This is a genomic window from Vulcanococcus sp. CPBay_Sum15L08_68 (assembly GCF_017855895.1).
GTDB lineage: Bacteria > Cyanobacteriota > Cyanobacteriia > PCC-6307 > Cyanobiaceae > Vulcanococcus.
Window position 1 is genome coordinate 1 of sequence record NZ_JAFMFX010000013.1, and the last position, 23,353, is coordinate 23,353.

23 protein-coding genes are annotated in these 23,353 nt (G+C 64.1%); 7 read left to right on the top strand and 16 right to left on the bottom strand.

Going from position 1 to position 23,353, the window contains the following annotated elements; genetic code table 11:
• The first annotated feature begins 50 nt into the window (after window positions 1-50).
• Window positions 51-638, top strand: coding sequence for an inorganic diphosphatase (locus QZ189_RS03605; RefSeq protein WP_010316702.1), 588 nt, complete (start codon window positions 51-53; stop codon window positions 636-638).
• A gap of 31 nt (window positions 639-669) precedes the next feature.
• Here QZ189_RS03605 and QZ189_RS03610 read toward each other — a convergent pair whose 3' ends face one another.
• From QZ189_RS03610 to rpoD, 7 genes are all read right to left on the bottom strand, one after another.
• Window positions 670-2,568 carry a chloride channel protein gene (locus QZ189_RS03610; protein ID WP_296420967.1) on the bottom strand — a complete coding sequence of 633 codons (1,899 nt, stop codon included), beginning with the start codon at window positions 2,566-2,568 and terminating at the stop codon, window positions 670-672.
• Between the two features lie 67 nt (window positions 2,569-2,635).
• Window positions 2,636-3,589 carry a hydroxymethylbilane synthase gene (gene hemC / locus QZ189_RS03615; protein ID WP_296417728.1) on the bottom strand — a complete coding sequence of 318 codons (954 nt, stop codon included), beginning with the start codon at window positions 3,587-3,589 and terminating at the stop codon, window positions 2,636-2,638.
• 80 nt (window positions 3,590-3,669) lie between these two features.
• The gene (locus QZ189_RS03620; RefSeq protein WP_296415938.1) at window positions 3,670-4,083 is read right to left on the bottom strand and encodes a DUF1824 family protein; all 414 of its coding nucleotides are present in this window, start codon (window positions 4,081-4,083) and stop codon (window positions 3,670-3,672) included.
• Window positions 4,076-4,744, bottom strand: a complete 669-nt coding sequence (locus QZ189_RS03625; protein ID WP_296420969.1) for a phosphatase PAP2 family protein — start codon at window positions 4,742-4,744, stop codon at window positions 4,076-4,078. Before QZ189_RS03625 ends, QZ189_RS03620 begins: the two co-directional genes overlap by 8 nt.
• A gap of 5 nt (window positions 4,745-4,749) precedes the next feature.
• Window positions 4,750-6,516, bottom strand: coding sequence for a glycosyltransferase family 39 protein (locus QZ189_RS03630; RefSeq protein ID WP_296420971.1), 1,767 nt, complete (start codon window positions 6,514-6,516; stop codon window positions 4,750-4,752).
• Between the two features lie 2 nt (window positions 6,517-6,518).
• The gene (locus tag QZ189_RS03635; protein ID WP_247477954.1) at window positions 6,519-7,619 is read right to left on the bottom strand and encodes a glycosyltransferase family 2 protein; all 1,101 of its coding nucleotides are present in this window, start codon (window positions 7,617-7,619) and stop codon (window positions 6,519-6,521) included.
• A gap of 80 nt (window positions 7,620-7,699) precedes the next feature.
• Window positions 7,700-9,112, bottom strand: a complete 1,413-nt coding sequence (gene rpoD, locus QZ189_RS03640) for an RNA polymerase sigma factor RpoD (RefSeq protein ID WP_296415931.1) — start codon at window positions 9,110-9,112, stop codon at window positions 7,700-7,702.
• Between the two features lie 408 nt (window positions 9,113-9,520).
• On the opposite strand from rpoD, the gene priA reads away from it, so the two are divergent.
• Complete coding sequence (gene priA, locus QZ189_RS03645) at window positions 9,521-11,776, top strand: primosomal protein N' (RefSeq protein WP_296420973.1); 2,256 nt, start codon at window positions 9,521-9,523, stop codon at window positions 11,774-11,776.
• On the opposite strand, the gene QZ189_RS03650 is transcribed toward priA, so the two are convergent.
• From QZ189_RS03650 to QZ189_RS03660, 3 genes are read right to left on the bottom strand one after another with little or no spacing between them, the layout of a single operon-like run.
• Window positions 11,773-12,918, bottom strand: a complete 1,146-nt coding sequence (locus QZ189_RS03650) for a DUF3153 domain-containing protein (protein WP_296420976.1) — start codon at window positions 12,916-12,918, stop codon at window positions 11,773-11,775. The genes priA and QZ189_RS03650 overlap by 4 nt on opposite strands.
• A gap of 6 nt (window positions 12,919-12,924) precedes the next feature.
• Window positions 12,925-13,809, bottom strand: coding sequence for an acetylglutamate kinase (gene argB / locus QZ189_RS03655; RefSeq protein ID WP_296417737.1), 885 nt, complete (start codon window positions 13,807-13,809; stop codon window positions 12,925-12,927).
• A gap of 44 nt (window positions 13,810-13,853) precedes the next feature.
• A complete protein-coding gene (locus tag QZ189_RS03660; protein WP_296415925.1) occupies window positions 13,854-14,396 on the bottom strand; it encodes a DUF2854 domain-containing protein in 543 nt (180 codons plus the stop codon).
• On the opposite strand from QZ189_RS03660, the gene QZ189_RS03665 reads away from it, so the two are divergent.
• The gene (locus QZ189_RS03665) at window positions 14,395-14,616 is read left to right on the top strand and encodes a hypothetical protein (protein WP_247477948.1); all 222 of its coding nucleotides are present in this window, start codon (window positions 14,395-14,397) and stop codon (window positions 14,614-14,616) included. The two genes, QZ189_RS03660 and QZ189_RS03665, sit on opposite strands and share 2 nt — an antisense overlap.
• A 4-nt stretch (window positions 14,617-14,620) precedes the next feature.
• On the opposite strand, the gene QZ189_RS03670 is transcribed toward QZ189_RS03665, so the two are convergent.
• Window positions 14,621-15,097: a single-stranded DNA-binding protein gene (locus tag QZ189_RS03670; protein ID WP_296415924.1), complete on the bottom strand. Its 477-nt coding sequence runs from the start codon at window positions 15,095-15,097 to the stop codon at window positions 14,621-14,623.
• A gap of 11 nt (window positions 15,098-15,108) precedes the next feature.
• Between QZ189_RS03670 and QZ189_RS03675 the strand changes: the two genes are divergently transcribed.
• Window positions 15,109-15,951, top strand: a complete 843-nt coding sequence (locus tag QZ189_RS03675; protein WP_296415922.1) for a precorrin-6A/cobalt-precorrin-6A reductase — start codon at window positions 15,109-15,111, stop codon at window positions 15,949-15,951.
• Complete coding sequence (gene cutA / locus QZ189_RS03680; protein ID WP_296417739.1) at window positions 15,948-16,268, top strand: divalent-cation tolerance protein CutA; 321 nt, start codon at window positions 15,948-15,950, stop codon at window positions 16,266-16,268. Before QZ189_RS03675 ends, cutA begins: the two co-directional genes overlap by 4 nt.
• On the opposite strand, the gene QZ189_RS03685 is transcribed toward cutA, so the two are convergent.
• The 4 genes from QZ189_RS03685 to QZ189_RS03700 all read right to left on the bottom strand — a co-directional run bounded on the left by QZ189_RS03685 (window position 16,261) and on the right by QZ189_RS03700 (window position 20,989).
• Window positions 16,261-17,256 carry an adenosine kinase gene (locus QZ189_RS03685; RefSeq protein ID WP_296420977.1) on the bottom strand — a complete coding sequence of 332 codons (996 nt, stop codon included), beginning with the start codon at window positions 17,254-17,256 and terminating at the stop codon, window positions 16,261-16,263. The two genes, cutA and QZ189_RS03685, sit on opposite strands and share 8 nt — an antisense overlap.
• A gap of 5 nt (window positions 17,257-17,261) precedes the next feature.
• Window positions 17,262-18,575, bottom strand: a complete 1,314-nt coding sequence (locus tag QZ189_RS03690; protein ID WP_010316677.1) for an adenylosuccinate synthase — start codon at window positions 18,573-18,575, stop codon at window positions 17,262-17,264.
• Between the two features lie 148 nt (window positions 18,576-18,723).
• Entirely contained in the window at window positions 18,724-19,134 is a 411-nt protein-coding gene (gene psb27, locus QZ189_RS03695; RefSeq protein WP_010316676.1) for a photosystem II protein Psb27, read from the bottom strand.
• A gap of 28 nt (window positions 19,135-19,162) precedes the next feature.
• The gene (locus QZ189_RS03700) at window positions 19,163-20,989 is read right to left on the bottom strand and encodes a proline--tRNA ligase (RefSeq protein ID WP_296420979.1); all 1,827 of its coding nucleotides are present in this window, start codon (window positions 20,987-20,989) and stop codon (window positions 19,163-19,165) included.
• Window positions 20,990-21,229: 240 nt separating this feature from the next.
• Between QZ189_RS03700 and QZ189_RS03705 the strand changes: the two genes are divergently transcribed.
• Together QZ189_RS03705 and QZ189_RS03710 are read left to right on the top strand one after the other, a co-directional pair.
• Window positions 21,230-21,676 (top strand): hypothetical protein, encoded by a 447-nt coding sequence (locus tag QZ189_RS03705; RefSeq protein ID WP_010316672.1) that lies wholly within the window; start codon window positions 21,230-21,232, stop codon window positions 21,674-21,676.
• A gap of 358 nt (window positions 21,677-22,034) precedes the next feature.
• Entirely contained in the window at window positions 22,035-22,550 is a 516-nt protein-coding gene (locus tag QZ189_RS03710; protein ID WP_247477932.1) for an inorganic diphosphatase, read from the top strand.
• Here the strand turns inward: QZ189_RS03710 and QZ189_RS03715 are convergent.
• Window positions 22,547-23,215, bottom strand: coding sequence for a class I SAM-dependent methyltransferase (locus QZ189_RS03715; protein ID WP_232197283.1), 669 nt, complete (start codon window positions 23,213-23,215; stop codon window positions 22,547-22,549). The genes QZ189_RS03710 and QZ189_RS03715 overlap by 4 nt on opposite strands.
• Between the last annotated feature and the right edge of the window lie 138 nt (window positions 23,216-23,353).

The following is a 23,353-nucleotide window of genomic DNA, read 5'->3' on the forward strand; positions in this document are numbered from 1 at the left end:
GTTCCGGGAACTCCGTAGGATGCCGCCCATCCTTAAGGCCCGCTGCCCTGATGGCGAACATCGACCACGCCCCAAGCCGCACGATGCTCAACCTGCTGCACGTGCTGCCGGCCTTTGCCGATGAAGCGGAACTGCGGCTGAACACCATCGTTGAGCTGAACAGCAACACGATCAACAAGTACGAGCTGATCACCGAAACCGGTCACCTCAAGCTCGATCGCGTCGGCTACTCCTCCCTGGCCTACCCCTTCGCCTACGGCACCATCCCCCGCACCTGGGATGAGGACGGCGACCCGCTCGACATCGAGATCGTCGGTGTGACCGAGCCCCTGGTGCCCGGCTCCCTGGTGGAAGCCCGCATCATCGGCATCATGAAATTCGACGACGGCGGCGAAGTCGACGACAAGGTCATTGCCGTGCTGGCCGATGACAAGCGCATGGACCACATCACCAGCTACACCCAACTCGGTGAGCATTGGCTGAAGGAAACCCAGTACTACTGGGAGCACTACAAGGACCTCAAGAAGCCCGGCACCTGCCGCGTCAATGGCTTCTTCGACTCCGCCGAAGCCGTCAAGATCGTCAAGGAGTGCGAGGCCCGCTACATGGAAGTCATCGCTCCCAAGCTGGTCAACTGATCGCAGCCAAGCCCCCAACCGGGGGCTTTTTTCATGGCTTGGAGTCCGCGGACGCTTGGGCTCGAGCCACGGCCCGCGCCATGCCGTCGCGGCTGGCCAATCCCTGCAGGGCCTTCACGGGAAGGCCCGTGGCAGGGAGGGCGCTGGGGAGATGGGGCAGGTCCGGCAGGGCGAGATCAAAGACCGGCAGCTGACGCAGGCCGTTGGGACGCAACTGATCTTCCAACTGGGCGAGGTTCGCGGAAGCCGGCAGCCAGAGCAGCTCCGAGCGCCGGCAGTCCGCCAAGGTGACAGCCGGCCCCAAGCCGGTGAGGGCCCGCTGCAGGTCAGCCAGGGTGACCAGGCCCACCACCCAGTTCTCCTGCTCGACCATCAGGCAGTGACCATGGGCCGAGAGCAGTTGCTGCAGCGCTGACTGGGCCGACTCCGCAGCATTGAGCACCAGCGGTGCCTCGGGCTCAAAGGCATCGAGCACCGGCAGGGATGCCAAGGCATGACGGCGCTGGTCCTCAATCAGATCAGGCCCCAGCAGACCGGGGTCAGCCAGGCCCTGCCAGCGCTCCACCAAGGCTGCACTCAGACCCGCGGCCGCCATCAGCGGCAGGACGATGCGGATGTCACGCGTGAGCTCAAACAGCAGCAAGAGGGCGGTTAAAGGGGCGCGGGCACTGCCGGCCAGAACCGCAGCCATCCCGACCATGGCGTAGGCGGGGGGTTCCGCGACCGGCAGGCCAAAACCGCTATCCCCCAGCAGTTGGCCATAGACGTTGCCCAGCACCGCGCCGGCAAACAGCGACGGCGCAAAACCACCGCCCACAAAGCCTGTGGCACTGCTCAAGGCCGTAGCCAGCAGCTTCACCAGCAGCAGACCCACCAGGGTGAATAGGGCGATGCCGCCCCCACTGCCGAGCAGCGCCTCGATCGTGTCGTAGCCCACCCCAAGGACCTGGGGAAAGCCCAGGGCCATCAAGCCAATGGCCAAGCCCCCCAGGGCAGGCAGGGACCAAGACGGCAGGCGTCCCAGCAGGCGCTGGACCCGTGGACTCCGGCCAGCCGCCAGCAGGCGCAGGAGCGCCAAGGACACTCCGCTCGCCAAGAGCCCCAAGCCCAGATAAAGGGGCAATTCCAGGGGCGAGCGCACCTCGTAGGCCGGCAGGCGAAAGATCGGGTCACTGCCCAAACAGAGCTGCGTGACAAGGGCGGAGGCCACCGCAGCCACCAGCACTGCGCGGATACTGGGACGGCCGGGGATGGTGCTGTAGCTGCCCTCAAAGGCAAAAAAGACACCGGCGATCGGGGCCTTAAAACCGGCCGCCAGTCCAGCCGCAACACCTGCCGCCACCAAGGCCTTCTGGGACTCGGGGGGCAGTCCGCCGCGCATCCCAAGCCACAGGCCAATGTTGCCGCCGCTCTCCACGCTGGGCCCCTCAGGACCAAGGGACGCGCCGCTGCCCAGGCTCAGCGAAGCGCCCAGCAAACGCTGAAAGGGCAGCTTGGGCTTGGCCTGAACCGCGCCGTCAGCCATGGCCATCAAGCTGGGCAGTCCTGGACCCAGGTCCCTGGACCACAGCCGCAGCAGACCGACCCCCAATCCCCCGATCACGGGCATCAGCACCACAGGCCAGGAGGCCAACCACAGGGGAAGACCGCCCGTGATCGCTGGTGTGGGATCGGGAGGAAGCGGCGTGGGATCCGGCAAAAAGCCCACGCCCCCCAGACCGATCTGCAGCAAGGCCCGCAGCGGTGTGCCGCTGTCGACCGGCAAGGGATCCACCGGCAGAACGGGCGGCTCGGGCTGGGTCTGTCCCACCAAGGCCAGGGCCCAGGACACGGCCGGGCCAAACAGACCGTTATTGATCAGGCCGAGCAGCTCGTGGAAGCCGACCACGGCCAATCCGGTCAGACCGCCAACGAGGGCCGCCCAGGCCAACAGGCTCCATTGAAACGGAAGGGGCCGAGCCTCATCGAGCTCAGGCGGGGCCCCGTCCGGAAGGGTGTCAGGCCTCGGGCCGAACGGTTGCAAAGATCTCCTCCAGGATCTCTCCTGCTCCCTGGGCCTTCAGTTTGTGGGCCAAGTCAATCCCCAGGGCTTCAGGGTTGGTTTGATCCCCCTGCACCTGATCGCGGATCAGACGCTTGCCATCCAGGCTGGCGACCATGCCGGTGAGCACGAGCTCGTCCCCTTCAAAACGGGTGTTCACACCGATGGGGACCTGACAGCCGCCCTCCAGTTCGCGCAGGAAGGCGCGCTCAGCCAGGCAGCGACGGGCGGTGGGAACGTGCTCCAGCACTTTGATCTGCTCCAGCACCTTGGCGTCGCCATCGCGGCACTCAATCCCCAGGGCCCCTTGACCCACGGCATGGAGGGAGATGGAGGGATCGATCAGCTCGTGGATGCGATCGCCTAGGCCCAGGCGACCGAGACCGGCGGCGGCCAGGATCAAGCAATCGAATTCGCCGGAATCGAGCTTCTCCAGGCGGGTGATGACGTTGCCGCGCACATCCTTAAAGGTGAGGTGCGGGTAGTGGTGACGCAGCTGGGCCAGACGACGCAGGGAGCTGGTGCCCACCACGGCCCCTTCAGGAAGGGTCGCGAGGGTCTTGTCCTTGTGCTTCTCGTGCACCACCAAGGCATCGGCGGGATCCTCCCGCTCGGTGATGCAGCCCAACATCAGCCCCTCAGGCAGGTTGGTGGGCAGGTCCTTCAGGCTGTGGACGGCGATGTCGGCACGGTCCACCAGCATCTGAGCCTCGAGCTCCTTGGTGAACAGACCCTTGTCCCCAATCTTGGCCAGGGCCACATCGAGGATCTTGTCGCCCTGGGTGGCCATCGCCTCGATGGTGATCTCGAGACCGTCATGGGCCTTGGCTAGCTCGTCACGCACCCAATGGGTCTGGACCATGGCCAGCTGGCTGCGGCGAGAGGCAATGCGCAGTTGGGAACCAGCCATCGGAATGCATCAAGGCAGCAAACAGCCGCCAAGCCTAGGGAGTGGTGTGCCCATCGCGGCCAAAGGCCGCAAAGTCTTGATCAGTCGTCGTTTGCGAAGAGGGCCAGGGGAAGGGGTCCCCAGGTGTCCTCGGTGCTGGGATCCACGGGGTTGTGTCCAGTGATCAACAGACCTTCGCCAAGGCCGCTCTCACGGCGCACCAAAAAACGACCGTTGTTCTGATTCGCCTTCAGGAAGACGGGGCCCTCGATCGTCGCCAGCTCCTCACCGGCTGGATCCAGCTCCAGGGTTTCCCAGGAGAAGCGCTGCTCAAGCGCCCGCAGGGTCGCGACCGCAAGGGCTGCGGAGGGGGCCATCACACCCACGGTGAACCACTCGCAGGTCGCCATGGCCTGGGTCAGTTCCTCCAGCAGTTGCCCCTGCTCAGCTGAGGAGAGCTCAGGCGCCGTGCGCAGTCCCTTCAGTGATGCCAGCAGCGAGGGCCCGTCAGCCATGGATGGAGGAAGAGGTGGGGTGGTGCCGTTCCCAGACGGTGAAACCGGCCAGGCAGAAGCTGAGCCACACATAACCGACGGCCGCCCCAGCCAGGATGTCCGTTGGCCAATGGGCGCGGCAATAGAGGGTGCTCAGCCAAACCAAGGCGACCCAAAGACTCGAGAGGAGAAACAACGGCCGGCGCAGCCTGGGGTAGTGGGCCGCCAGCAGGGTGCAGCTCATGAAATAGAAGACCACCGAACCCGCTGCATGGCCGCTGGGAAAACTGCGGCCACTCAGCTCCAGCAGGCTGGCGTCGGGGCGGGGTCGATCAAACCAGGGCTTCAGCAAGCGATCAACGATCACCAAAATGCCGCCGGTTCCGGCCACGACGCAGACCAAATCAGGCCAGAAGCGCTTGAAGGCCAGAAAGCCCAGAACGGCCAGGACCAAAACAGCGGTCACATGAATGCCACTGGCTTGATAGACAACCAGCAGGAGCTGTCCAAGCCAGGCGGGGATGCGCTGGTGCAGCCCATCGAGCAGGACGCGATCGAAGGAGTCCGGGGCATTGGCCTTGAGGGTTGGACTCACCACCAGCAAGACAACCGCAATGGCCAGGGTCAACAGCAATCGGCGCCGTCCAAGGGCGTTCAACCACTCACGCAGAAGAGGAGGCATGGCGATCACCGTCTCTGGCTCAACTGATCGAGGGTGGTGCGGTCCAGTCTGATCAGGCGGTGGGCATCCAGGCGGCCCAGCAGCTCCGCATCACCGGGTCCCACGCCAAGGTCCAGCAATTCACGATCAGACCCCAGGACCAACACCGAGTCAACGGGCAGGGCTTGGGCCTCCAGCTGATCGATGGCCGAACGGGCGTCGTGAACGAAGAGCACCGGACGACCGCTGTAGAACACCACGCTGTAGCGCTTGTAGCCCGCCACCAGCAGCGGTTCACCCGGCGCAGCTGAGGCCGCAGCCTGACGGGCCAACACCCGGATCGGCAGCAGGCGCTCACGATCCATCAGGGGCGCCAAGACGGGAATCACCAAGGCCAAAACCGCCGCAAACCCAGCGGCATTGGGGAGCCAAAGCCAACGCAGGGCGTCGCCATCCCGCGCACGAAGCAACCAGATCAACGCGCCGCAGGCACCTGCCAAGGGGAGTGCCAGCAGCCAGGGCAAGCCGGACTGGGCGATGGCATCCGCGAAACCGGGGTAGGCCGGATCCACCTCAATCAAGCGAGGGGCAAGGACGGCGGCCAAGGCCATCAGCCCCAAGAGCACGGCATTGAACCAACCGCTGCCCCGCTGCAGACGATCCAGCCAAGGGGGATGGCCCGTGCCCGGGGAAAGGGGCGCAAACAAGAGGCCCACCAGAAGGACTGCACCCGGAACGGCCGGAAGGATGTAGCCGGGCAATTTGGTCGCCGCGGCGGAGAAGAAAGCCACCACCACCACAAGCCAAATCAAGCCGAATTGGGCGAGGGCCTCGCCCGCATCACTGCGATGCCAGCGCTGGGGAGCCCAGACCTGCAGCTTGAGGATTGCCGCCGGGAGATAGAGCGACCAGGGCAGTGCCAGTAGCAGCAACCAGGGCAAATAAAACCAAGGGGGACCTGGGTGGGCGTAGATCACCGAGGTGAAGCGCTCCAGGTTGCTGAAGCCGATGAAGCGCGCGAGGAAGGTGAACCCGTTGGCCTGGGTCGCTGCCACATACCAAGGCAGGGTCACACCCAAAAACAGGGACAGCAGCGCCAGCCATGGGGTCTGACGAACCTCCGGCCAGAGATCACGCCGCAGCAGCAGAAAACCAATGATCACCAGGCCGGGTAGGAGCAGGCCAACGGGACCTTTCGCCAGCACCGCAATCCCGCAGAAGAGCGCCAACACCACATGGCCCAGGCGCCTCAGGACCTGTTGATCCCTGCGCCAGTAGGCCAGGGCAAAGCCCAACAGGGCCAGGCTGATGCCACTGGCCAGAAACATGTCGGTGACAGAGGAGCGGCCCCAGCCCACCCAGCCGGGACTCAAGGCCAACAGCCCGCTGCAGAGGGTCGCGCGCCCCAGCCGTTGACTCACGGACTCCGTCGATGGCGCCAGGGCTAGCAGCAGACCAAAAACGGCAAAGACAACGGCGCTGGCGGCGAGGGCCGCAGGGAAGCGGGCTGCCCATTCACTGACACCGAACAGCTGGAAGCTGAGGCCCACCATCCAGTACCCCCAAACGGGGTAATCGAAAAAGGTTTCACCGTTCCAGCGGGGGGTGACCCAGTCACCGCTGAGCACCATCTGGCGGGGCACCTCAACGAACAACCCCTCGGTTTTATCCAGTAGGCCCAGGCTTCCCAACTGGTTAAAGAAAGCCAGAACACAGAGGCCCAACAGGGCGGCGATCGCCGTGATGAGCGCCCGGGAGGGATTGGCATCCAGCCAAGTTCTGAGCCTCTGCATCACTAGTTGGGGGTGTTCCAGACGAAACGGCTACTGGCGGCGTAGTTCCAGACGAACACCACAATGATCCCGGCCAACTGGGCCCAGAAGACATTCGGTGCGATCAGGCTGTAGTAGGCCGAAGCCAGGCCCACATTGGCCATCACCGGTAGGGAGGCCACCAACAGGAACTTGAACAGTCCGCGCAGCAGCAGGATGCCCTTCAAGCGAGCGAAACGGAAGGTCAGGGCGTTGTTGATCAGGTAGTTCGAGCTGGCTGCCGAGATCACACCGATCGGGAGCGCCTGCTCAAAGCCAAGACCCCAGAGAGCCATGAACAGCTGCGTGATCAGCAGCTGCACCGCAACGCCACTGAGACCGACCAAACCAAAACTGATGGCTCGCCTGGGCAGCAGGCGGAAGCTCAGGGTGTGGAGGATTGAGATCAGGAAATCCCAGAAGATGGCCAGATCCAGCTTGGAGCTGCCATAGGTGCGGGGCTGGAAGGTCAGGGGCACCTCGGCGGTGCTCAAGCGCCCACGACTCACCGCCAGCAGTTCGTAGAGGAACTTGAACCCGTTGACATCCACGCCACGGATCAAGGGAAGCAGCGGCTCCAGGCGCAAAGCAAAGAAGCCACTCATGTAGTCCGTGAGATGGGCATAGCGCTTGGGCAAGCTGAAGCGGGCACTGGCATTGGCCCACGTCGATCCGGTTTCCCGCCGATCGCTCAGCCCCAGGATCTGGGCCTCGGGATGGAAGCGGCTGCCGATGACCAGGTCCGCACCACCGGCTTCCAGGGTCTCGATCGCGCGGCGGACAGAGCCAGGCTCGTGCTGGCCATCACTGTCCATCACCAGCACAAAGTCGCCCGTGGCATCCAGCAGACCTTCTTTGATGGCGCTGGCCAAACCGGAGCGCCCGACCCGGCGGATCAGACGGAGCCGCGGTTCGTCATGGGCGAGCTGGCGGACCAGCTCAGCGGTCCCATCCGCCGAGTCGTCATCCACCACCAGGATTTCCAAATCCCACTGCTCACCCAGGGGAAGCAGCTGGGCCAGAAGCGGCTCGATGTTGCCCCGCTCGTTGTAGGTGGGCAGAACAATCGAGACCCGCAAGCCCATGGAATCCTCAAGACAAAGCCGGCGGGAAGACCCGCCGGCGCCTGAACCTTAAACCGCTTGGACCGCAGTCAAAGAGTTGGTTACTTGATGTACTCCTTGAGCACGCCATTGCGGTTGGGGTGCCGCAGTTTGCGCAGGGCCTTGGCCTCGATCTGGCGGATGCGCTCGCGGGTCACATCAAAGATCTGCCCGATCTCCTCGAGGGTCTTCATCCGACCATCGTCCAGGCCGTAGCGCAGGCGCAGCACATCGCGCTCACGGGGGCTCAGGGTCGCCAGAACGCCTTCGAGATCTTCCCTCAGCAGGTTCTTGGCGACGTCCTGCTCAGGATTCTCGATATCAGCCTCAATGAAGTCACCCAGGCGGGAGTCTTCCTCCTTGCCAATCGGTGTCTCCAGCGAAATCGGCAGCTGAGCACTCTTGGCAATGAAGCGGAGCTTCTCGATGGTCATCTCCATCGATTCAGCAATCTCCTCTTCAGTGGGCTTGCGGCCGAACTCTTGAGAGAGGGTCTTGGTGGTCTTCTTGATCCGAGAAATGGTCTCGTACAGGTGGACCGGCAGACGGATCGTGCGGGACTGATCCGCAATCGCGCGGGTGATCGCCTGACGAATCCACCAGGTGGCGTAGGTCGAGAACTTGTAGCCCTTCTCGTGATCGAACTTCTCGGCGGCGCGAATCAGTCCGAGGGAGCCCTCCTGAATCAAGTCCTGGAAGCTCAGGCCCCGGTTCATGTACTTCTTGGCAATCGACACCACCAAACGGAGGTTCGACTGGACCATCTTTTCCTTGGCGCGGCGACCCAACATCAGGCGCCGGCGGAACTTGACCAGGGGCATCTCGACGAGAGCCGCCCACTCCTTGGTGTCGGGGTAGTGGCCGTTGTCTGCCTCGAACTGGTTCGCTAGCTCCTCGAGCTGCAGCAGGTCCGCAATTTTGCGGGCCAGCTCAATCTCCTCGTCAGGACGCAGCAGTCGAATCCGGCCGATCTCTTGGAGATAAACCCGGATGGAGTCTTCGGTGTAGACACCCTTCGGCCCGATCTTGATGCTCGCCAGGGCTTTGGCGGTTTTCGCTGCATCCTTCTCCGTGGCCTTGGCATCGGCAGCTGGAGCCTTACCCGCCGCTGCAAGCAGCTGATCAGCCGCCTTGTCCAGGTCGGCGGCCGCGGCCTTCTTGCTGGTGGCTTTCGATGCCGCAGCCTTTGTGGAAGCAGCCTTGGTCGATGCAGGCTTTTTGCTGCTGGCGGCCTTGGTGGAGGCCGCTTTCGTCGATGCAGCCTTCGTGGCCTTGGCCTTGGTTGGGCTGACCTTGTTCGCGGCCTCGGCGTCCTTCTTGGTCTTGCTGGCGGCCTTGGCCTTCGTCACCTTGACGGTCTCACCCGAAGAATTGGCCACGGCGAGGATTTCAGCAGCGGGCTTTTTGGCCGTCGCAGCTGCCTTCGTGGTCGTCTTGGTGGTCGCTGACTTCTTTGTCGCAGCAGCAGGACTCATCGCGTTCGGCTAGATGATGTTGAGGCGGTTGACACGTCAGACGCAGACCCGACCAAGCCAAGGGCGAGGTGCCAATCATCGATCGACCGGAGTCGGCGAAGGGCCGCATCGATCGGGCGACAGAGCCGGTCAAGGCTCAATGACCCATGGGAACGATGAATTGGTGGGGCGTCAACGAACCCAGCAGACTTGCCAAGGGACTTGGCGGCGTGCTGAGGGGAATAGAAAGGAATGGGAACGGGGCCAGAAGCCCAGCAAGGCTGTCAGGGGTGGTCGCAGATCGGGCGCGCAGCAGTGCTGGCTGTCCTCAAGATCTTCCCGCTGGACGGAACTTTGCCGGGTTCCGACTGCAGCCCTATGGACTGCTCAACAGACTCATCTTAAGAAACTCCCAAGAGCTTTGCAAGAGTGACCGGCCCCACCCCAGCAGATGGCCAGGGTTCCTGGGTCCAGGTCTGGCTTGAGGCGGGCCGTGAGGGGCAGGTGTTCACCTACAGCAACCCCAAGCAACTCCCCTGCGCCAGAGGGGATCTGGTGCAAATTCGACTCCGGGGACGGCGCCACATCGGGCTGGTGCTGGAGCTGCTGGATGAACGGCCCGCGGCCTTAGCCGGCAAAGCCCTGCAACCGATCGAAACCGTCCATCAACAGGCCGCTGTTGAGCCCGACTGGCAAAGCCTGATTGAGACGGTTGCGCAACAGTGCCGAACCACCTCCTTCCGAACGCTCAAAGCGGTCCTACCCCCTGGCTGGCTTGGGCAGCGCCCGGCCGCAGCGGCTCAGCGGCCGCGGGAGCAGCTCTGGCTCGAGCTGATTCAGCCCCCCACGGAAACGGAGCGGAGCAGCTGGAGCGACGCCCAAAGCCGTCTGCTCCAGGTGCTGGAGGCCCACGGCGGCCAGTGCTGGCAAACCCAGGCCCTCGAGGCCGCTCAGGTCAGCCGCTCGGTCAGTGACACCCTGCAGCGCCGGGGAATCCTTCGGCGAGAGCGGCGCCCCTTTCAGGCCGAGGAGGTGATGCGCCCAGGGGGCGACGGCAGCATCCCCAAGCAGCTCACTGAGGATCAAGCCCAAGCGCTAGCCGCCATTGAGGGAGCTCAACCAGGAAGCCAGCTCCTGCTCTGGGGGGTGACGGGGGCTGGCAAGACGGAGGTCTATCTCCAGGCCGCCGCGCGCGAGCTTCAAGCGGGACGGTCCGTGTTGCTGCTGACCCCAGAGATTGGACTCATTCCCCAGCTGCTGGATCGCAGCCGAGCCCGCTTTGGTGCGGCGGTGGCGGAATACCACTCGGGTTGCAGTGATGGCGCGCGCATTCGAACCTGGCGCCACTGCCTCGATAGCCCCTCTCCGCTGCTGGTGGTGGGCACCCGTTCGGCGATCTTTCTACCGCTCAAGCAGCTGGGCTTGGTGGTGCTCGATGAGGAGCACGATCGCTCCTACAAACAGGACAGCCCGATGCCCTGTTATCACGCCCGAGATGTGGCCCAACTGCGGGTTCAGGCCAGCGGGGCCAAGTTGATCCTCGGCAGTGCCACCCCAAGCCTGGAGACCTGGCGCGCCTGCCAAGGCCCCCAGGCGCAGTGCCAGTTGGTGCGACTCCCCAAGCGCATTGGCAGCAGTGTCCTGCCACCGGTCCTGGTGGTGGACATGCGGCAGGAACTGGCGGAGGGCCACCGGCGTCTGGTGAGTCGGCCGCTGATGGACCGGCTCCAGACCCTCAAAGAACGGGGGGAGCAGGCGGTCGTGCTGGTGCCCAGGCGGGGCTACAGCAGTTTTTTGAGTTGCCGCAGCTGCGGCGAAGTGGTGCAGTGTCCCCACTGCGACGTGGCTCTCACGGTGCACCGGCAACGGGAGCGCTCCTGGCTGCGCTGCCACTGGTGCGACCACCGTGCAGAGGTGGAGCGCCGCTGCGGCCATTGCGGCTCCACGGCCTTCAAGCCCTTTGGGGCCGGAACGCAACAGGTGCTGGAGCACCTCTCGGGCGAACTGGAGGAGCTGCGGCTGCTGCGCTTCGACAGGGACACCACCCGCGGGCGCGATGGCCATCGGCAACTCCTTGAGCGGTTTGCCCGCGGGGAAGCCGATGTCTTGATCGGAACCCAGATGCTCGCCAAGGGGATGGATCTGCCGCGGGTGACCCTGGCTGCCGTGCTGGCCGCCGATGGGCTCCTGCATCGACCCGATCTGCGGGCCGCAGAGGAAAGCCTGCAGCTGCTGCTGCAATTGGCCGGCCGTGCGGGGAGAGGGGACCGTCCTGGGGAGGTCCTGGTGCAGACCTACAGCCCCGAACATCCCGTGATTCGCCATCTGGTGGATGGCCGCTATGAAGCCTTTTTGAAGGAGGAACTCCAACAACGGCAGGCCGCATCCCTGGTTCCCTTTAGCCGGGCCTGCCTGCTGCGCCTCGCGGGACCATCCGCCAGTCGAACCGCGACGGCCGCCTCCAGCCTGGCGGAACACCTGCGTGCGGCGCTGATGCAGCAGGGGTGGCTGCTGATCGGACCAGCTCCAGCGCCGGTGGCCAGGGTGGCGGGGAACAGCCGCTGGCAGCTCCTGCTGCACGGACCAGCCGACTCTGAGCTTCCACTGCCCATGGAGACAGAGCTGCGGGCCCTGCTCCCCCATGACGTCAGTCTGGCGATCGACCCAGATCCGCTGGAGCTCTAGGCCGGCAGCTGGGGCAAGCCAAAACCAGCGGCAATGCGCAGCCGCTGAAGCAGTGCCACCAGCAGCAGGAGCAGGCTGATGGCCAGGGTGCCCAGGCCAAGCTTGCTCCAGCGCCAGCAGGAGAGCTGGAGCGTATTCACCGCCCCGGGTTCAAGGCGCCAACGGACGGCCTCGGGCTCGCCCTTGCCCCGGCGCATGGCGCGGGCGGGGATGGGCCCAGAGGACTGAATCGCACGCAGCGGAAGTGGTTCGAGGGCAACGCTCAACTGCAATCCAGGCAGGGGCTGGAGCGTCTCCAGATCCAGCTGGATGGCCAGCCGCTGACGCACGCCGATCAACCAGTTGCGCTCCTGGAAGTCCAGTTCAGGTGCGGGTAGATCCAGGTTGGCCAATGCAGCACCCTGCTCAAGACTGTCCTGGAGCAGCCTCAAAGCCTGAGCAGCAGGCAGCACCGGCGAGGCCAGCGTCAGGCGGCCATGGTCTTGATCCACGCGCAGGGAGCGGCCGCGCAGCCCTTGCCGCCATTGGCTCTGCCAAGGAAGGGGCTGATCCGTCTGGGATTGACTGCGCTGCTCAAACTGCAGGCGTCCAGGGCCGGGGAAGCGCAGCTGGGTCTCGAGGTCAACGCACCCACCGAGCAAAGCGGTCAGCAGTAAAAGAACGATCGCCACGACAGCGAAACCCAAGGGAGCCTGGGTGGGTCCAGTGGGCGGTGGTGGTGGCTCTGGGGGTCCGCGGCGGCGGCGGCGTTGACGGGCCATCGCCTTGAGCTCGCCCTCCAGGGGCTTCATCTCCCCCAGGCTCGGAAGGGTCATCGACCACTCCCTGGGCCTCACCAAGGCCGGCGCGTCAAGGATCTCCTGGAGGTCCTTGGCCTGGGCGCGCAGGGTGGTGTCGCGGCAGGCCCGAAGGCTGCGGCAGGTCGCCGCGGCGGCCTTGTGATCCCCACGCCCCAACTGGGCCGTGGCCAGCAGAAGCCGGACCTCTCCCCCCGCCCGGGTCATCGCGCCGTGGGCTTGCAGCAGCGGCTCCAGCAAGCGTTCACAGGTGCCGTAGTCGCCCCTCTCCAGGGCTGATCGTGCCGGGAGAAGCGTCGCTGGATCAAACGCCTCCGCGGGCTGGGCAGCGTTGGACTCCTCCACCGGCACCTAGAGGTTGGATCGACCGGTCACCATCGTGCCGATGCCCGCGTCGGTGAACACCTCCAGCAAGAGCGCATGGGGCGTTCGGCCATCGACGATGTGGGCGGCGGCGACCCCCTGGGCCAAGGCGCGAATGCAGCATTCGGTTTTCGGCGTCATCCCGCCGGCCACGACACCGCTGCTGATCAGCTCGCGGGCGCCGGAGAGACTCACGGAGCGAATCAACGAACTGGGGTCTTCCCGGTCCCGCAGGATCCCCGGGGTATCGGTCAGGAGAATCAATTTCTCCGCTTCCAGGGCTGCAGCCAACTCCCCAGCGACCGTGTCGGCATTGATGTTGTGGGCTTGGCCCTCAGCGTCGGCTGCCACCGAGGAGATGACGGGGATGTAGCCGGCATCCAGCAAGGGGAAGAGAACAGACGGGTCCACCGCAGCCACATCCCCCACCAGGCCATTGGTCCCATCGCCATAGGTGCGAGCCCGCACCAGCGGGCCATCGCTACCGGAGAGGCCCACGGCCCTGGCGCCCAGACGATTCAAGCCGTTGACGATCTGCTTGTTGACCCGGCCCACCAGGACCATCTCCACCACATCCATGGTGTCCGGGCAGGTCACCCGCAGGCCATTGCGGAATTGGGGCTCGATGTTCAGGCGCCCCAACCACTCATTGATCTCGGGCCCGCCGCCGTGCACGACCACCGGCTTCACGCCGACCGAAGCAAGCAGCACCAAGTCGCGATAGACCGCATCGCGCAGGTCTTCGCGAACCATGGCCGCACCGCCGTATTTCACGACGACGCGGCGGCCGGAAAAACGTTGGATGTAGGGGAGGGCTTCACTCAGCACCGACACCCGCAGGGCGTCAGTGCGATCAGCAGGACGTTCGCTCAAGGGAGGGACTTGTCTCGAGAAGAGGGGCCTAGATGTGCTCAGGTTTAGCCAGCAGCAGGCAACAACTCAAGGAGCACCTCACCTTTGGAGGGCTCACTCAGCTCTGCCCGCAGGCCGCGATCGAAGAATCGGCCCAGTCGGTCCTGTTTCTCCTGCCAACGCTCGAAGGGAACCGCTTCACAGCGAAACCGCATCGCAACGGCATAGCGACCGTCGACGGCGCGCTCAAGCACGCTGATCAACTGAGGGGGCTCATCCTCATCCCAGAGCTTGAGGGCCTCCAGGGAGCTCTCGAGGTGAGCCTTCTGGCCATAGCGCCAACGGGTGACGTCTTTCACCAGCTTGCGGAGGGTCTTACTGGCGGCCTGCTCACGCAGGGCAACCGCATCTGGCTCTGCCTCCAGGAGCTCTGCGGGGGGCAGTTCGGAGGACTTGAGAGCCAACCCACCCAAGAGGATCGGGATGCCGTAAAAAATCGTCGGCAGGCTGAGGTTCGGATTGGAGGTGGCGTAGCCAATCCAGCCAATGACCGAGAGGGCCGCACCAGCCAAGGTGACTAGGCTGCCGGGGGAAGCGATTGCGAGCATGCAGGCATCTTCGGTCAACGGGGGGCAGGAGCCCAACCCCGCGCAGGATGCCCCCAGCACAGCGGAGCTGGTTGAACAGCTGCAACGGGACCGGCTCTGGTTGTTGCAGCAGCTGGACCAGGGACGTTGGCCAGAACTGCGCTTAGACCTGGCCGCCCTGGAGCGTGAACTGGGTCAGCTGCTGGAGCAGGCCCAAGAACGACTCAGCCCCAGCAGCTAAGCGATCAGAACGGAATCTCGTCCTCGCCCTCGGGAAGGTCAGGAACCAGGGGTGCGGTGTTCCAGGTGGGAGGCTGCTGCTGTGCGGGGGCGGCACTGCGGACAGGGGCAGGAGCCGAAGCCGGTGCAGCAGCCGGTGCAGCAGCGGCGGGACGAGGGGCGGCACTGCCACCGCCACTGCTACCGAGGGGATGCAGGCGGGAGAGCGTGAATTCAGCGCGCTTTTCCTTGGTCCCGTCCTGGCGGCTCACGGTGTTCATCCGCAGACGACCCTCGACCATCAGCCGCTGGCCAACCTGCACACGGTTCTGCAGGTCCTGAGCAAGACTTCCCCAGCCGACAACCTTGAGCTGACCCGCCGGATCATCAGGACGCAGCCCATCGAACTGAACGGCCATCTCCGCCACTGGAGTTTGGTTGTCCTGGGTGTATCGAACCTGAGGCGCCTCCAGCACCTCCACCTCCAGCAAGCAATGGTTCACAGGACCGGTCAATGGCACGGGGCCACATCCTGATGCAAGGCCTGGAATTTCACCAGGGGGATTCCTCGACCTCGGCCCCTGCCGAGACGATCTGGTTGGTCTCAGGCACCGGGGATGGTCCGCCCCTGGCCCAGGCCTTGCTGCAGCAGGGCTGGAACGTCCTGGTCAGCGTGGTCAGCGCCTCCGCCACACGGGCCTATCGGTCCCACCCCAATCTGCGCTTTCAGGTGGGGAAGCTCCAGGAGGATGAGGCCGTTGATCAACTGCTGAGGACGCTCAGACCCCGCTGGGTGCTCGATGCCTCCCATCCCTTCGCCGCAGTGATCAGCGGCAGGCTGCAACGGCGCTGCCAGGCCATGAACCAACCCCTGCTGCGACTGCAACGGGAGACCCCTCGCCTGCCTGAAGGAACCCGGATCCATGGGATCCAACAGTTCGAGGATCTGCGTTCCATCGCGCTGGGGGGAGAGCGACTGCTCCTGGCCATTGGCTCGAGACACCTCCAAGCGGCCCTGCGCCAGAGCTCCGCTTCGCAGCACTTCGCGCGAATCCTCGACAACCCGGAGAGCCTGCGTCTTGCCCTAGCGGCAGGCTTTGAACCGCAACAGCTGGCCTGCGTACGGCCCGGGGCTTTGCCCGAGGGCGCCATCGAACGCGCCCTCTGCCGGCGCTGGGGGATCAGCGCCGTGCTCTGCAGGCAATCCGGGGGACTCACCCAGCAGATCTGGCAGAACCTCAGCCAGGAGCTGGGCCTGCAGTTGATCCAGATCCGCCCCCCCGCAGAACAGCTGCCAGTAGGCCTGACACCGGAAGGAATCCTGCGTCAAGTTGGGGCAGCGCAAGCGCGGTCATGAGCCCATCGTTGATCCTGGCCCTCACCACCGAGGCCAACCCAGAGACCGCCGAGGCCCTCGCCCGCGTTCTTCTGGAGAGGCGTCTGGCGGCCTGCGTCGCCCTGCGACCGCAACGGGCCCTCTACTGGTGGCAGGGACAGATCGAGGACAGCGCGGAGGTCGAGCTGCTGATCAAAACCACTCGAGAGCAGCAGCAGGCCCTGGAGGCCGCCGTCCATGAGCACCACAGCTACGAGACACCCGAATGGATCGTCTGGAGTGCAGAAGCCAGCCCTGGCTATGGAGCCTGGGCTGAAGCGGCCTGCCGCCCTAGTTGAGGTGCGTCTGGGCGAGGGCCTGCAGATCGACCTGGGAGCGGGGACCCAGCTGGGTCACCACCTGACCAGCGCAGAGTGAGGCCAGCTGACCACAGCGCTCCAGCGATTCGCCCTGGGTATAGGCATGCAGGAAACCACCGGCATAGAGGTCACCGGCGCCCGTGGTGTCCACAAGCGGGCCCAGGTTGAAGGGCTTGATGGCGATCGATGAATCGCCGCTGAGAATCACAGAACCCTGCTCGCTGCGGGTCAAGGCGGCGATGCGGCAGCGGCCGCGGACAGCCTGGGCGGCCTCATCAAAGCTATTGGCCTTGTAGAGGGAGGTGATCTCCATCTCATTGGCAAAGAGAATGTCGACATGGCCGTCGACCAGCTCAAGGAAGCTGTCGCGATGGCGTTCCACGCAGAACGCATCGGAGAGGCTCAGCGCCACTTCGGCACCGTTCTCTTTCGCCACCTTGGCGGCCGCAAGAAAAGCAGCCTTGGCGTCGTCGCTATCCCAGAGATAGCCCTCGAGGTAGAGCACCTTCGCCTGGGCCACCATCTCGAGATTCAGATCGCTGGGATCGAGGCCAACCGAGGCACCCAAGTAGGTGCACATGGTGCGCTGCGCATCCGGTGACACCAGGATCAAGCAGCGTGCGGTCGAGGCCCCGGCCGTTGCTGCGGGGGTCTCATAACGGGTCCCCACAGCACGGATGTCATGGGCAAAGATCGTGCCCAATTGGTCATCCCGCACCCGACCAATAAAGCCAGCACGCCCGCCAAGCTGGGCAATGCCAGCCAGGGTGTTAGCCGCGGATCCCCCAGAGGTTTCCAAGCCAGGGCCGAGCTTGGAGTAGAGCGACTCGGCTTGGTCCTGATCAATCAGGGCCATCGTGCCTTTGGTCAGGCCAAAGCCCTCGATGACGGCATCGTCGGCCTGAACGAGCACGTCAACGATCGCGTTGCCGATCCCGACAACATCCAAGGTCTTCACTTCAGGCATGGGAATCAGCGGCTCAGCAGGGCCCGCTTGGGACCGTGAATGGGGTCTTCGACCACGATGGTTTGGTCGCGATCAGCACCCAAGGAAACGATCGCAATCGGCACTTCCATGAGCTCAGCAAGGAAGCGGAGATAGCTCATGGCCGTCGGGGGAAGATCCTCAAGGCGGCGGCAATCAGCCGTGGAGGTCTGCCAACCCGGCAGGGTCTCAAAGATGGGCTGACAGCGGGCGAAATCCTCAGCGGAGCCGGGGAAGTGCTCGATGCGCTGGCCATCGAGTTCATAGGCCACACAGACCTGGATCTCGTCGAGTTCATCGAGAACATCGAGCTTGGTGATGGCCAGGCAATCGAGACCGTTGACCTCAACGGCATAGCGGCCGATCACCCCGTCAAACCAACCGCAGCGGCGGCGACGTCCGGTGGTGGTTCCGAATTCACCACCTCGATCGCAGAGGTGGTCATTCAGGCTGCCCTCCAATTCCGTAGGGAAGGGACCTTCACCGACGCGGGTGGTGTAGGCCTTGGCCACACCGATCACGCGGTCAATCAGGGTCGGACCGACGCCAGCACCAATACAGGCACCACCACTGACTGGATTCGAGGAGGTGACGTAGGGGTAGGTGCCGTGATCGAGATCCAGCAGGGTTCCCTGGGCGCCCTCAAACAGGATGTTCTTTTTGGCCTTGGCCGCCTGGTGAATGGTGCGGGTGCAATCGACGACGTGGGGAGCCAAGCGCTGGCCGTAGGCCACGTACTCAGCAACGACGGCGTCGAAATCCAGGGGCTCGATGCCGTAGATCTTTTGCAGGATCTCGTTCTTCTCCGCCAGCGGACCGGCCAAACGTTCCCGAAGGCGCGATTCATCCAGGATGTCGATCACCCGGATCCCGTTGCGCTGGGACTTATCGGCGTAGGTCGGGCCAATGCCACGGCCGGTGGTGCCGATGCGCTGATCCCCGCGGCGCTGCTCCATCGCCTGATCCAACAGGCGGTGGTAGGGCATCGTCACGTGGGCCGTCGCGGCCAAACGCAGGTCGTCGACCGGGATGCCGTTCTCAGCGAGCATGTCCAGCTCACCGATCATGACCTTGGGGTCCACAACGGTGCCGGAGCCGATCAGGCAGACGGTTCCTGGGTAAAGAATGCCGGAGGGAATCAGGTGCAGCTTCAGCACCTTGTCGTCCACAACAATCGTGTGGCCGGCATTCACACCGCCCTGATAACGGACGACCACATCGGCCGAACGACTCAGGAGATCGGTGATCTTGCCCTTCCCCTCGTCACCCCATTGAGCACCGATGACGACAACGTTGGCCAAGGACACAGCGGCCCGCAGCCGCTTCTAAGCACAAGGATCAAGGATCTCAGATGGGGTGACCCTCCGTCAAAACAATCACGGAATTGTTTGGATTAAAAAAGCGGCCCGGATGGGCCGCTTTGGGTTCAAACAACGAAGGCGGAGACGATCAGGCGCCGCGCACGACACCGGTCTCAGCTTTTTTGAGCTCCTTATTCAGGCGCTCCTTCAGGGCATCGGGGACGGGGCGATTTGGGTAGTTCGCGTAGTGGCCCGCCAGGGAGTTCAGGGCCGTCTGCATCGTGGTGAAGGAGGCCAAGCCGTTGAATTTGGCCTGGGGGCGGTAGCGGGCCATGTAGTCATTGATCAGGGCCCGTGCCGAGGTCTCCGCCTCACTGCGGCCAGGATCATCAGCCGCAATGGCAATGGTGGCCATCAGCTGATCCGCGACGACGACCGTGTCCTCCGCGTAGTTACCGGTCAGGGGACCCGAGCTGCCAGAGCAAGCCGTCACCAGCAGGGTCAGGCCCAGGCAGACAGCCAGCAGGGCTGCTTTGATTCGACGCCAACCAGCTGCCATCGGACTCGGGATCAACTTGAGCGGGATCCTAGGGGGCCTCGGAGGCCAGAAGTCCTTGACGCTCCAGCAGGAGCTGGGGCAGCAAGGTGGCTTCCAGCTGGTCAGCCGCGAGGTCCTGTTTGGCACCAGTGGAGCGCTGAACCAACTCCACCTGGCCCTCAGCCGCGCCGCGACCGACCACGACCCGCCAGGGAATTCCCAGCAGCTCTGAGTCCTTGAACTTGACGCCAGCCCGTTCAGAGCGGTCGTCCAGCAGCACATCAACGCCGGCCGCCTGCAGCTGGTCGTAGAGACGTTCCGCCAAGTCCACCTGCTCCGTTTCTTTGACGTTGGCGATCACGACAATCACCTCATAGGGAGCGATTGCGGTGGGCCAGCAGATTCCATTGGCGTCGTGGTGTTGCTCGACGGCGGCCTGGGCCAGCCTCGATACACCGATGCCGTAGCAGCCCATCCACAGGGGCTCCTCCTGGCCGGACTCATTGGTAAAGGTGGCGTCCAGGGCCGTGGAGTACTTCCTGCCAAGCTGGAAGATGTGCCCTACCTCAATGCCACGGCTGGCTTCGAGGGTTTGGCTGGGGTCATGAATGCAGCGATCTCCGGGCTGCGCGGAGCGCAGATCGGCTGAATCAGGAGCCCCCCCGAGCGCACCCCAGCTCACGCCCAGCCGATGGGCATCGCGCTCATTCGCGCCGCAGATGAAGACCTCCAAGGCCTTGGCGGTGCCATCGGCAAAGCGCTCAAAGCGGGTGGCCCAAGACTTGGCACCGGAGAGCACCACGTCGCTCAAATCCGGCCCGATGTAGCCAAAGGGAATCCCCGTCAGGCCTTGCTTGGCCGCCTCATCGGGCTGCAGTGCTTGCAGGTCCAAAAGGGTGCCGTGCTTAGCCGAGAGCCGGTGACTGACGGCATTGCTCAACTTGACCTCATTGAGCTGCTGGTCGCCCCGCAGGGAGACGAGCAACGGCTGCTGCAGACCGTCTTCAAAGCGAGCCAGCAATAGGAGCACCTTGACCACCTGCGTGGGGTGCCAACCCTGGGCCTGGCTCAGGGCCTCAATGGTGCTTTGACCAGGGGTCTCGATCCGCTCCACAGCCGAGCCGGGCGGAAGCGGCTGGGGCTCGGGTGGTAGGGAAACCGCCCGCTCTTGGTTCGCCGCGTAGCGGCCATCGCCGGCGGCCAAGATCAAATCCTCACCGGATTCAGCCGTGACCATGAATTCCTGGCTGGCCGAACCGCCGATGGCACCACTGTCGGCCTCGACGGCGACGGCCCGCAGGCCACAACGCTGAAAGATCCTGCGGTAGGCCTGGTCCATCAGGCCGTAGGTCTGCTTCAGGCAGTCCTCGTTGGCGTGGAACGAATAGGCGTCCTTCATGATGAATTCGCGCCCACGCATCAGACCGAAGCGGGGACGAATCTCATCGCGAAACTTGGTCTGCACCTGATACAGGTTGACCGGGAGTTGCCGGTAGGAACGCAGCAGATCAGCGGCGAGTGCCGTGATGACCTCCTCGTGGGTCGGGCCGAGACCGAGCTCGCGACCTTGACGGTCCTCAAGGTGAAACATGATCCCCTCGCCGTCGGTGTACCCGGCCCAGCGCCCGCTGCGCTGCCAGAGCTCAGACGGCTGGAGCTGGGGCAGGAGCGTCTCCAGGGCACCCGCCGCGTTGAGTTCCTCGCGGACAACGGCTGAGACCTTCTGAAGGACGCGCCAGAGGAGGGGGAGATAGGCGTAGATGCCGCTGCCAATCCTGCGGATATAGCCGGCTCGCAGCAGCAGCTTGTGGGAGGCAATCTCAGCCTCGGCGGGGTCATCCCGCAGCGTCACCAGCATCAGGCGGGAGACGCGCATGGGATCCGAGCAAGGAAAGAGGCCGGAAGCTATCACCTGCTCGAGCAGCCCTGGAGCCAGCATTTGCAGCCCCACGAACCGTTCCGTCCCACCCGCTTAAAAAAGCGCCACAAGTGAAGCGGAAATCAAGACGAAATTTCAGTTGCAGAGAGGAAAGCCTGCTAGTTTCCGCTGGATTCCAACCCGTCGCACGCACGTCTCATGAACCCCCATTCGTTCACTTCAGGAATGGGGCAAGGGATGGCCAGTGCAGCCGCTGCGATTGAAGCCAGTGCAGAAGGCGCAGCCAATAGCTCCGAACAATCCGAGAACCTGATTGGCATCGACGAAGTTCAGCGTTCGTTGAACCGCTCACGGGCCTCGGTCTACCGCTACACCAACACCGATCCGCGCAACCTCAACCCGCCTTTCAATCCCCGCAAACTCAACCCCGAGTACCGCAGCGATCAGAAAGAACCCTTGATGTTCCACCCCAATGAGGTGGCTCGCTTCGCCCGGGACGTCCTGCGCATCAAGGAAGTGACCGTTGAGGTACTGAACTCCCCTTCAACGGCAACCCAGCAACTCCTGGGTTCGATCCTCGAAGAACTGCGCACGATTCGAGAGCTTCTGGACTCCAGCAATCTCAGCCCCACCACCCTCGATAGCCGGCGGGATCAGCACGAGCAAGAACGCCCCGCGGCATAGACGCTGCACCTGACAGTCCCATCGCCGGATGTCAGGATGCACATATCTAATCTGTACTGAGGGTTTTCATTAACCCCCTCGATGGACTCAGACCCCCCTCCCCGAACCAGCGGATCCGCTCCTGCGGCTCAGGCTCCGGCCACCACGCAAGCCGCAAGCAGCAGATCCACCCCCGTGTTGAGCGAATCGAGCGAGGAACCCTTTAGTTCCAGCCCGATTTACGACTCCGCCGCTCCCCTTCTGGGCTTTGTCGTTGCCGTCTGCACCATGGTGATTCCCATCGCCAGCGTGCTGGGCAGTCGATCGGGTCCCGCTCAGGTTGCGGCTCCCCCCTCTGGCGTGATCGAGCAACCCAGCCATGGATTTGCGCAGTCTGCAGGCCTCCCCGCGGCCAGGGCTAGTGAACCTGGTGGTGGAGATTCCAGCTGGAAGCCGCAATAAATACGAGTTCAACCAAGAGGCTGGAGTGATGGCCCTCGATCGGGTGCTGCACTCCTCCGTGCGCTATCCCTTCGACTACGGCTTTATCCCCAACACCCTCGCAGAGGACGGCGCTCCTCTGGACGCGATGGTGATCATGCACGAACCCACCTTTGCCGGATGCCTGATCCAGGCCCGTCCCATCGGCATCCTCGACATGCTCGACGAGGGGGCGCATGACGGCAAGCTCCTTTGCGTTCCTGCGGCCGATCCCAACCAACGGGGCATCAACAGCATTCGACAGATCGCTCCGGTGCAGCTGGAAGAGGTGGCCGAATTCTTCCGGACCTACAAGAGCATGGAGGGCCGGGTCGTCGACATCCTGGGGTGGCTCGATGCGGACGCCGTCCCTGCGCTGATCGAAGCCTGCAGCGCCGCAGCGCAACAGCCTTAACCCCGCTTCTGCAGCAAAAAGCCTTCAAAACCCAGGGCCTGAAACACCCGGGCCGGATCACCAAAACCAGCGGCGTTGACCAGGCTGGTGAGACGGGCCAGACCGATGGGATGCAAACCCTCCGAGGCCAACTGATCGCGGGTGAGATCGAGGCCACTGGCGCGCTGGAAGCGATCCCAGGCCGCATCGAGCTGGGGCTCCAACGACGTCAGGGAGCTGCGCATCAAGTCAACTAAGACCAGCTGAGCCCCGGGCTGAAGGCACTGGGCTAGGGCGCTCAGATAGGCCAGTTTGCTGCCGTCATCAGGAAGGGACTGAAGCACCAGCACCGAGAGGGCGCCGGCGTAGCCACCGGCTTCGGCGTCAGCGGCGACAAACCCCTCGACCGTGTCTTGATGCCAACGAATGGGAACCCCTTCACCCAGGCGATCGCGCGAGGCCTGGAGCATCTCGTCGCTGGGATCCAAGGCCGTCAGCCGCCAATCCGGACGCTGCGCAACCGCTTCCAGAAGCTCCGCGCCGGTGCCGCAGCCCGCCACCAGGACGGATGATCCCTCGATCTGAGCCTGGGGTGAACTGCTGAGCAGGGCCACGGCCAGGCGAGCCAGACTGCCGTAGCCGGGAATGACTTGGCTCTGGAGACGGTCGTAACCCGCTGGATGCACCGTTTCGGCCAAAGAAAGGCCAATGCTAAGCAGCCCAATGCGACACGGCAGGACGCTGCATTTGGTGTCAGCCGCAGCAAACAACGTCAAAGAACGTCTGCGGCCAGGTAGGTTTGTCGGCGCCGAAGATCCCCGCCC

Coding starts and splice junctions, on each gene's coding strand:
- QZ189_RS03605 (WP_010316702.1), top strand. CDS start 51: ATGGCGAACATCGACCACGCCCCAAGCCGCACGATGCTCAACCTGCTG.
- hemC (WP_296417728.1), bottom strand. CDS start 3,589: ATGGCTGGTTCCCAACTGCGCATTGCCTCTCGCCGCAGCCAGCTGGCC.
- QZ189_RS03620 (WP_296415938.1), bottom strand. CDS start 4,083: ATGGCTGACGGGCCCTCGCTGCTGGCATCACTGAAGGGACTGCGCACG.
- QZ189_RS03625 (WP_296420969.1), bottom strand. CDS start 4,744: ATGCCTCCTCTTCTGCGTGAGTGGTTGAACGCCCTTGGACGGCGCCGA.
- QZ189_RS03630 (WP_296420971.1), bottom strand. CDS start 6,516: ATGCAGAGGCTCAGAACTTGGCTGGATGCCAATCCCTCCCGGGCGCTC.
- QZ189_RS03635 (WP_247477954.1), bottom strand. CDS start 7,619: ATGGGCTTGCGGGTCTCGATTGTTCTGCCCACCTACAACGAGCGGGGC.
- rpoD (WP_296415931.1), bottom strand. CDS start 9,112: ATGAGTCCTGCTGCTGCGACAAAGAAGTCAGCGACCACCAAGACGACC.
- QZ189_RS03665 (WP_247477948.1), top strand. CDS start 14,395: ATGCAGGCATCTTCGGTCAACGGGGGGCAGGAGCCCAACCCCGCGCAG.
- QZ189_RS03660 (WP_296415925.1), bottom strand. CDS start 14,396: ATGCTCGCAATCGCTTCCCCCGGCAGCCTAGTCACCTTGGCTGGTGCG.
- QZ189_RS03675 (WP_296415922.1), top strand. CDS start 15,109: ATGGCACGGGGCCACATCCTGATGCAAGGCCTGGAATTTCACCAGGGG.
- cutA (WP_296417739.1), top strand. CDS start 15,948: ATGAGCCCATCGTTGATCCTGGCCCTCACCACCGAGGCCAACCCAGAG.
- QZ189_RS03685 (WP_296420977.1), bottom strand. CDS start 17,256: ATGCCTGAAGTGAAGACCTTGGATGTTGTCGGGATCGGCAACGCGATC.
- psb27 (WP_010316676.1), bottom strand. CDS start 19,134: ATGGCAGCTGGTTGGCGTCGAATCAAAGCAGCCCTGCTGGCTGTCTGC.
- QZ189_RS03700 (WP_296420979.1), bottom strand. CDS start 20,989: ATGCGCGTCTCCCGCCTGATGCTGGTGACGCTGCGGGATGACCCCGCC.
- QZ189_RS03705 (WP_010316672.1), top strand. CDS start 21,230: ATGGCCAGTGCAGCCGCTGCGATTGAAGCCAGTGCAGAAGGCGCAGCC.
- QZ189_RS03710 (WP_247477932.1), top strand. CDS start 22,035: ATGGATTTGCGCAGTCTGCAGGCCTCCCCGCGGCCAGGGCTAGTGAAC.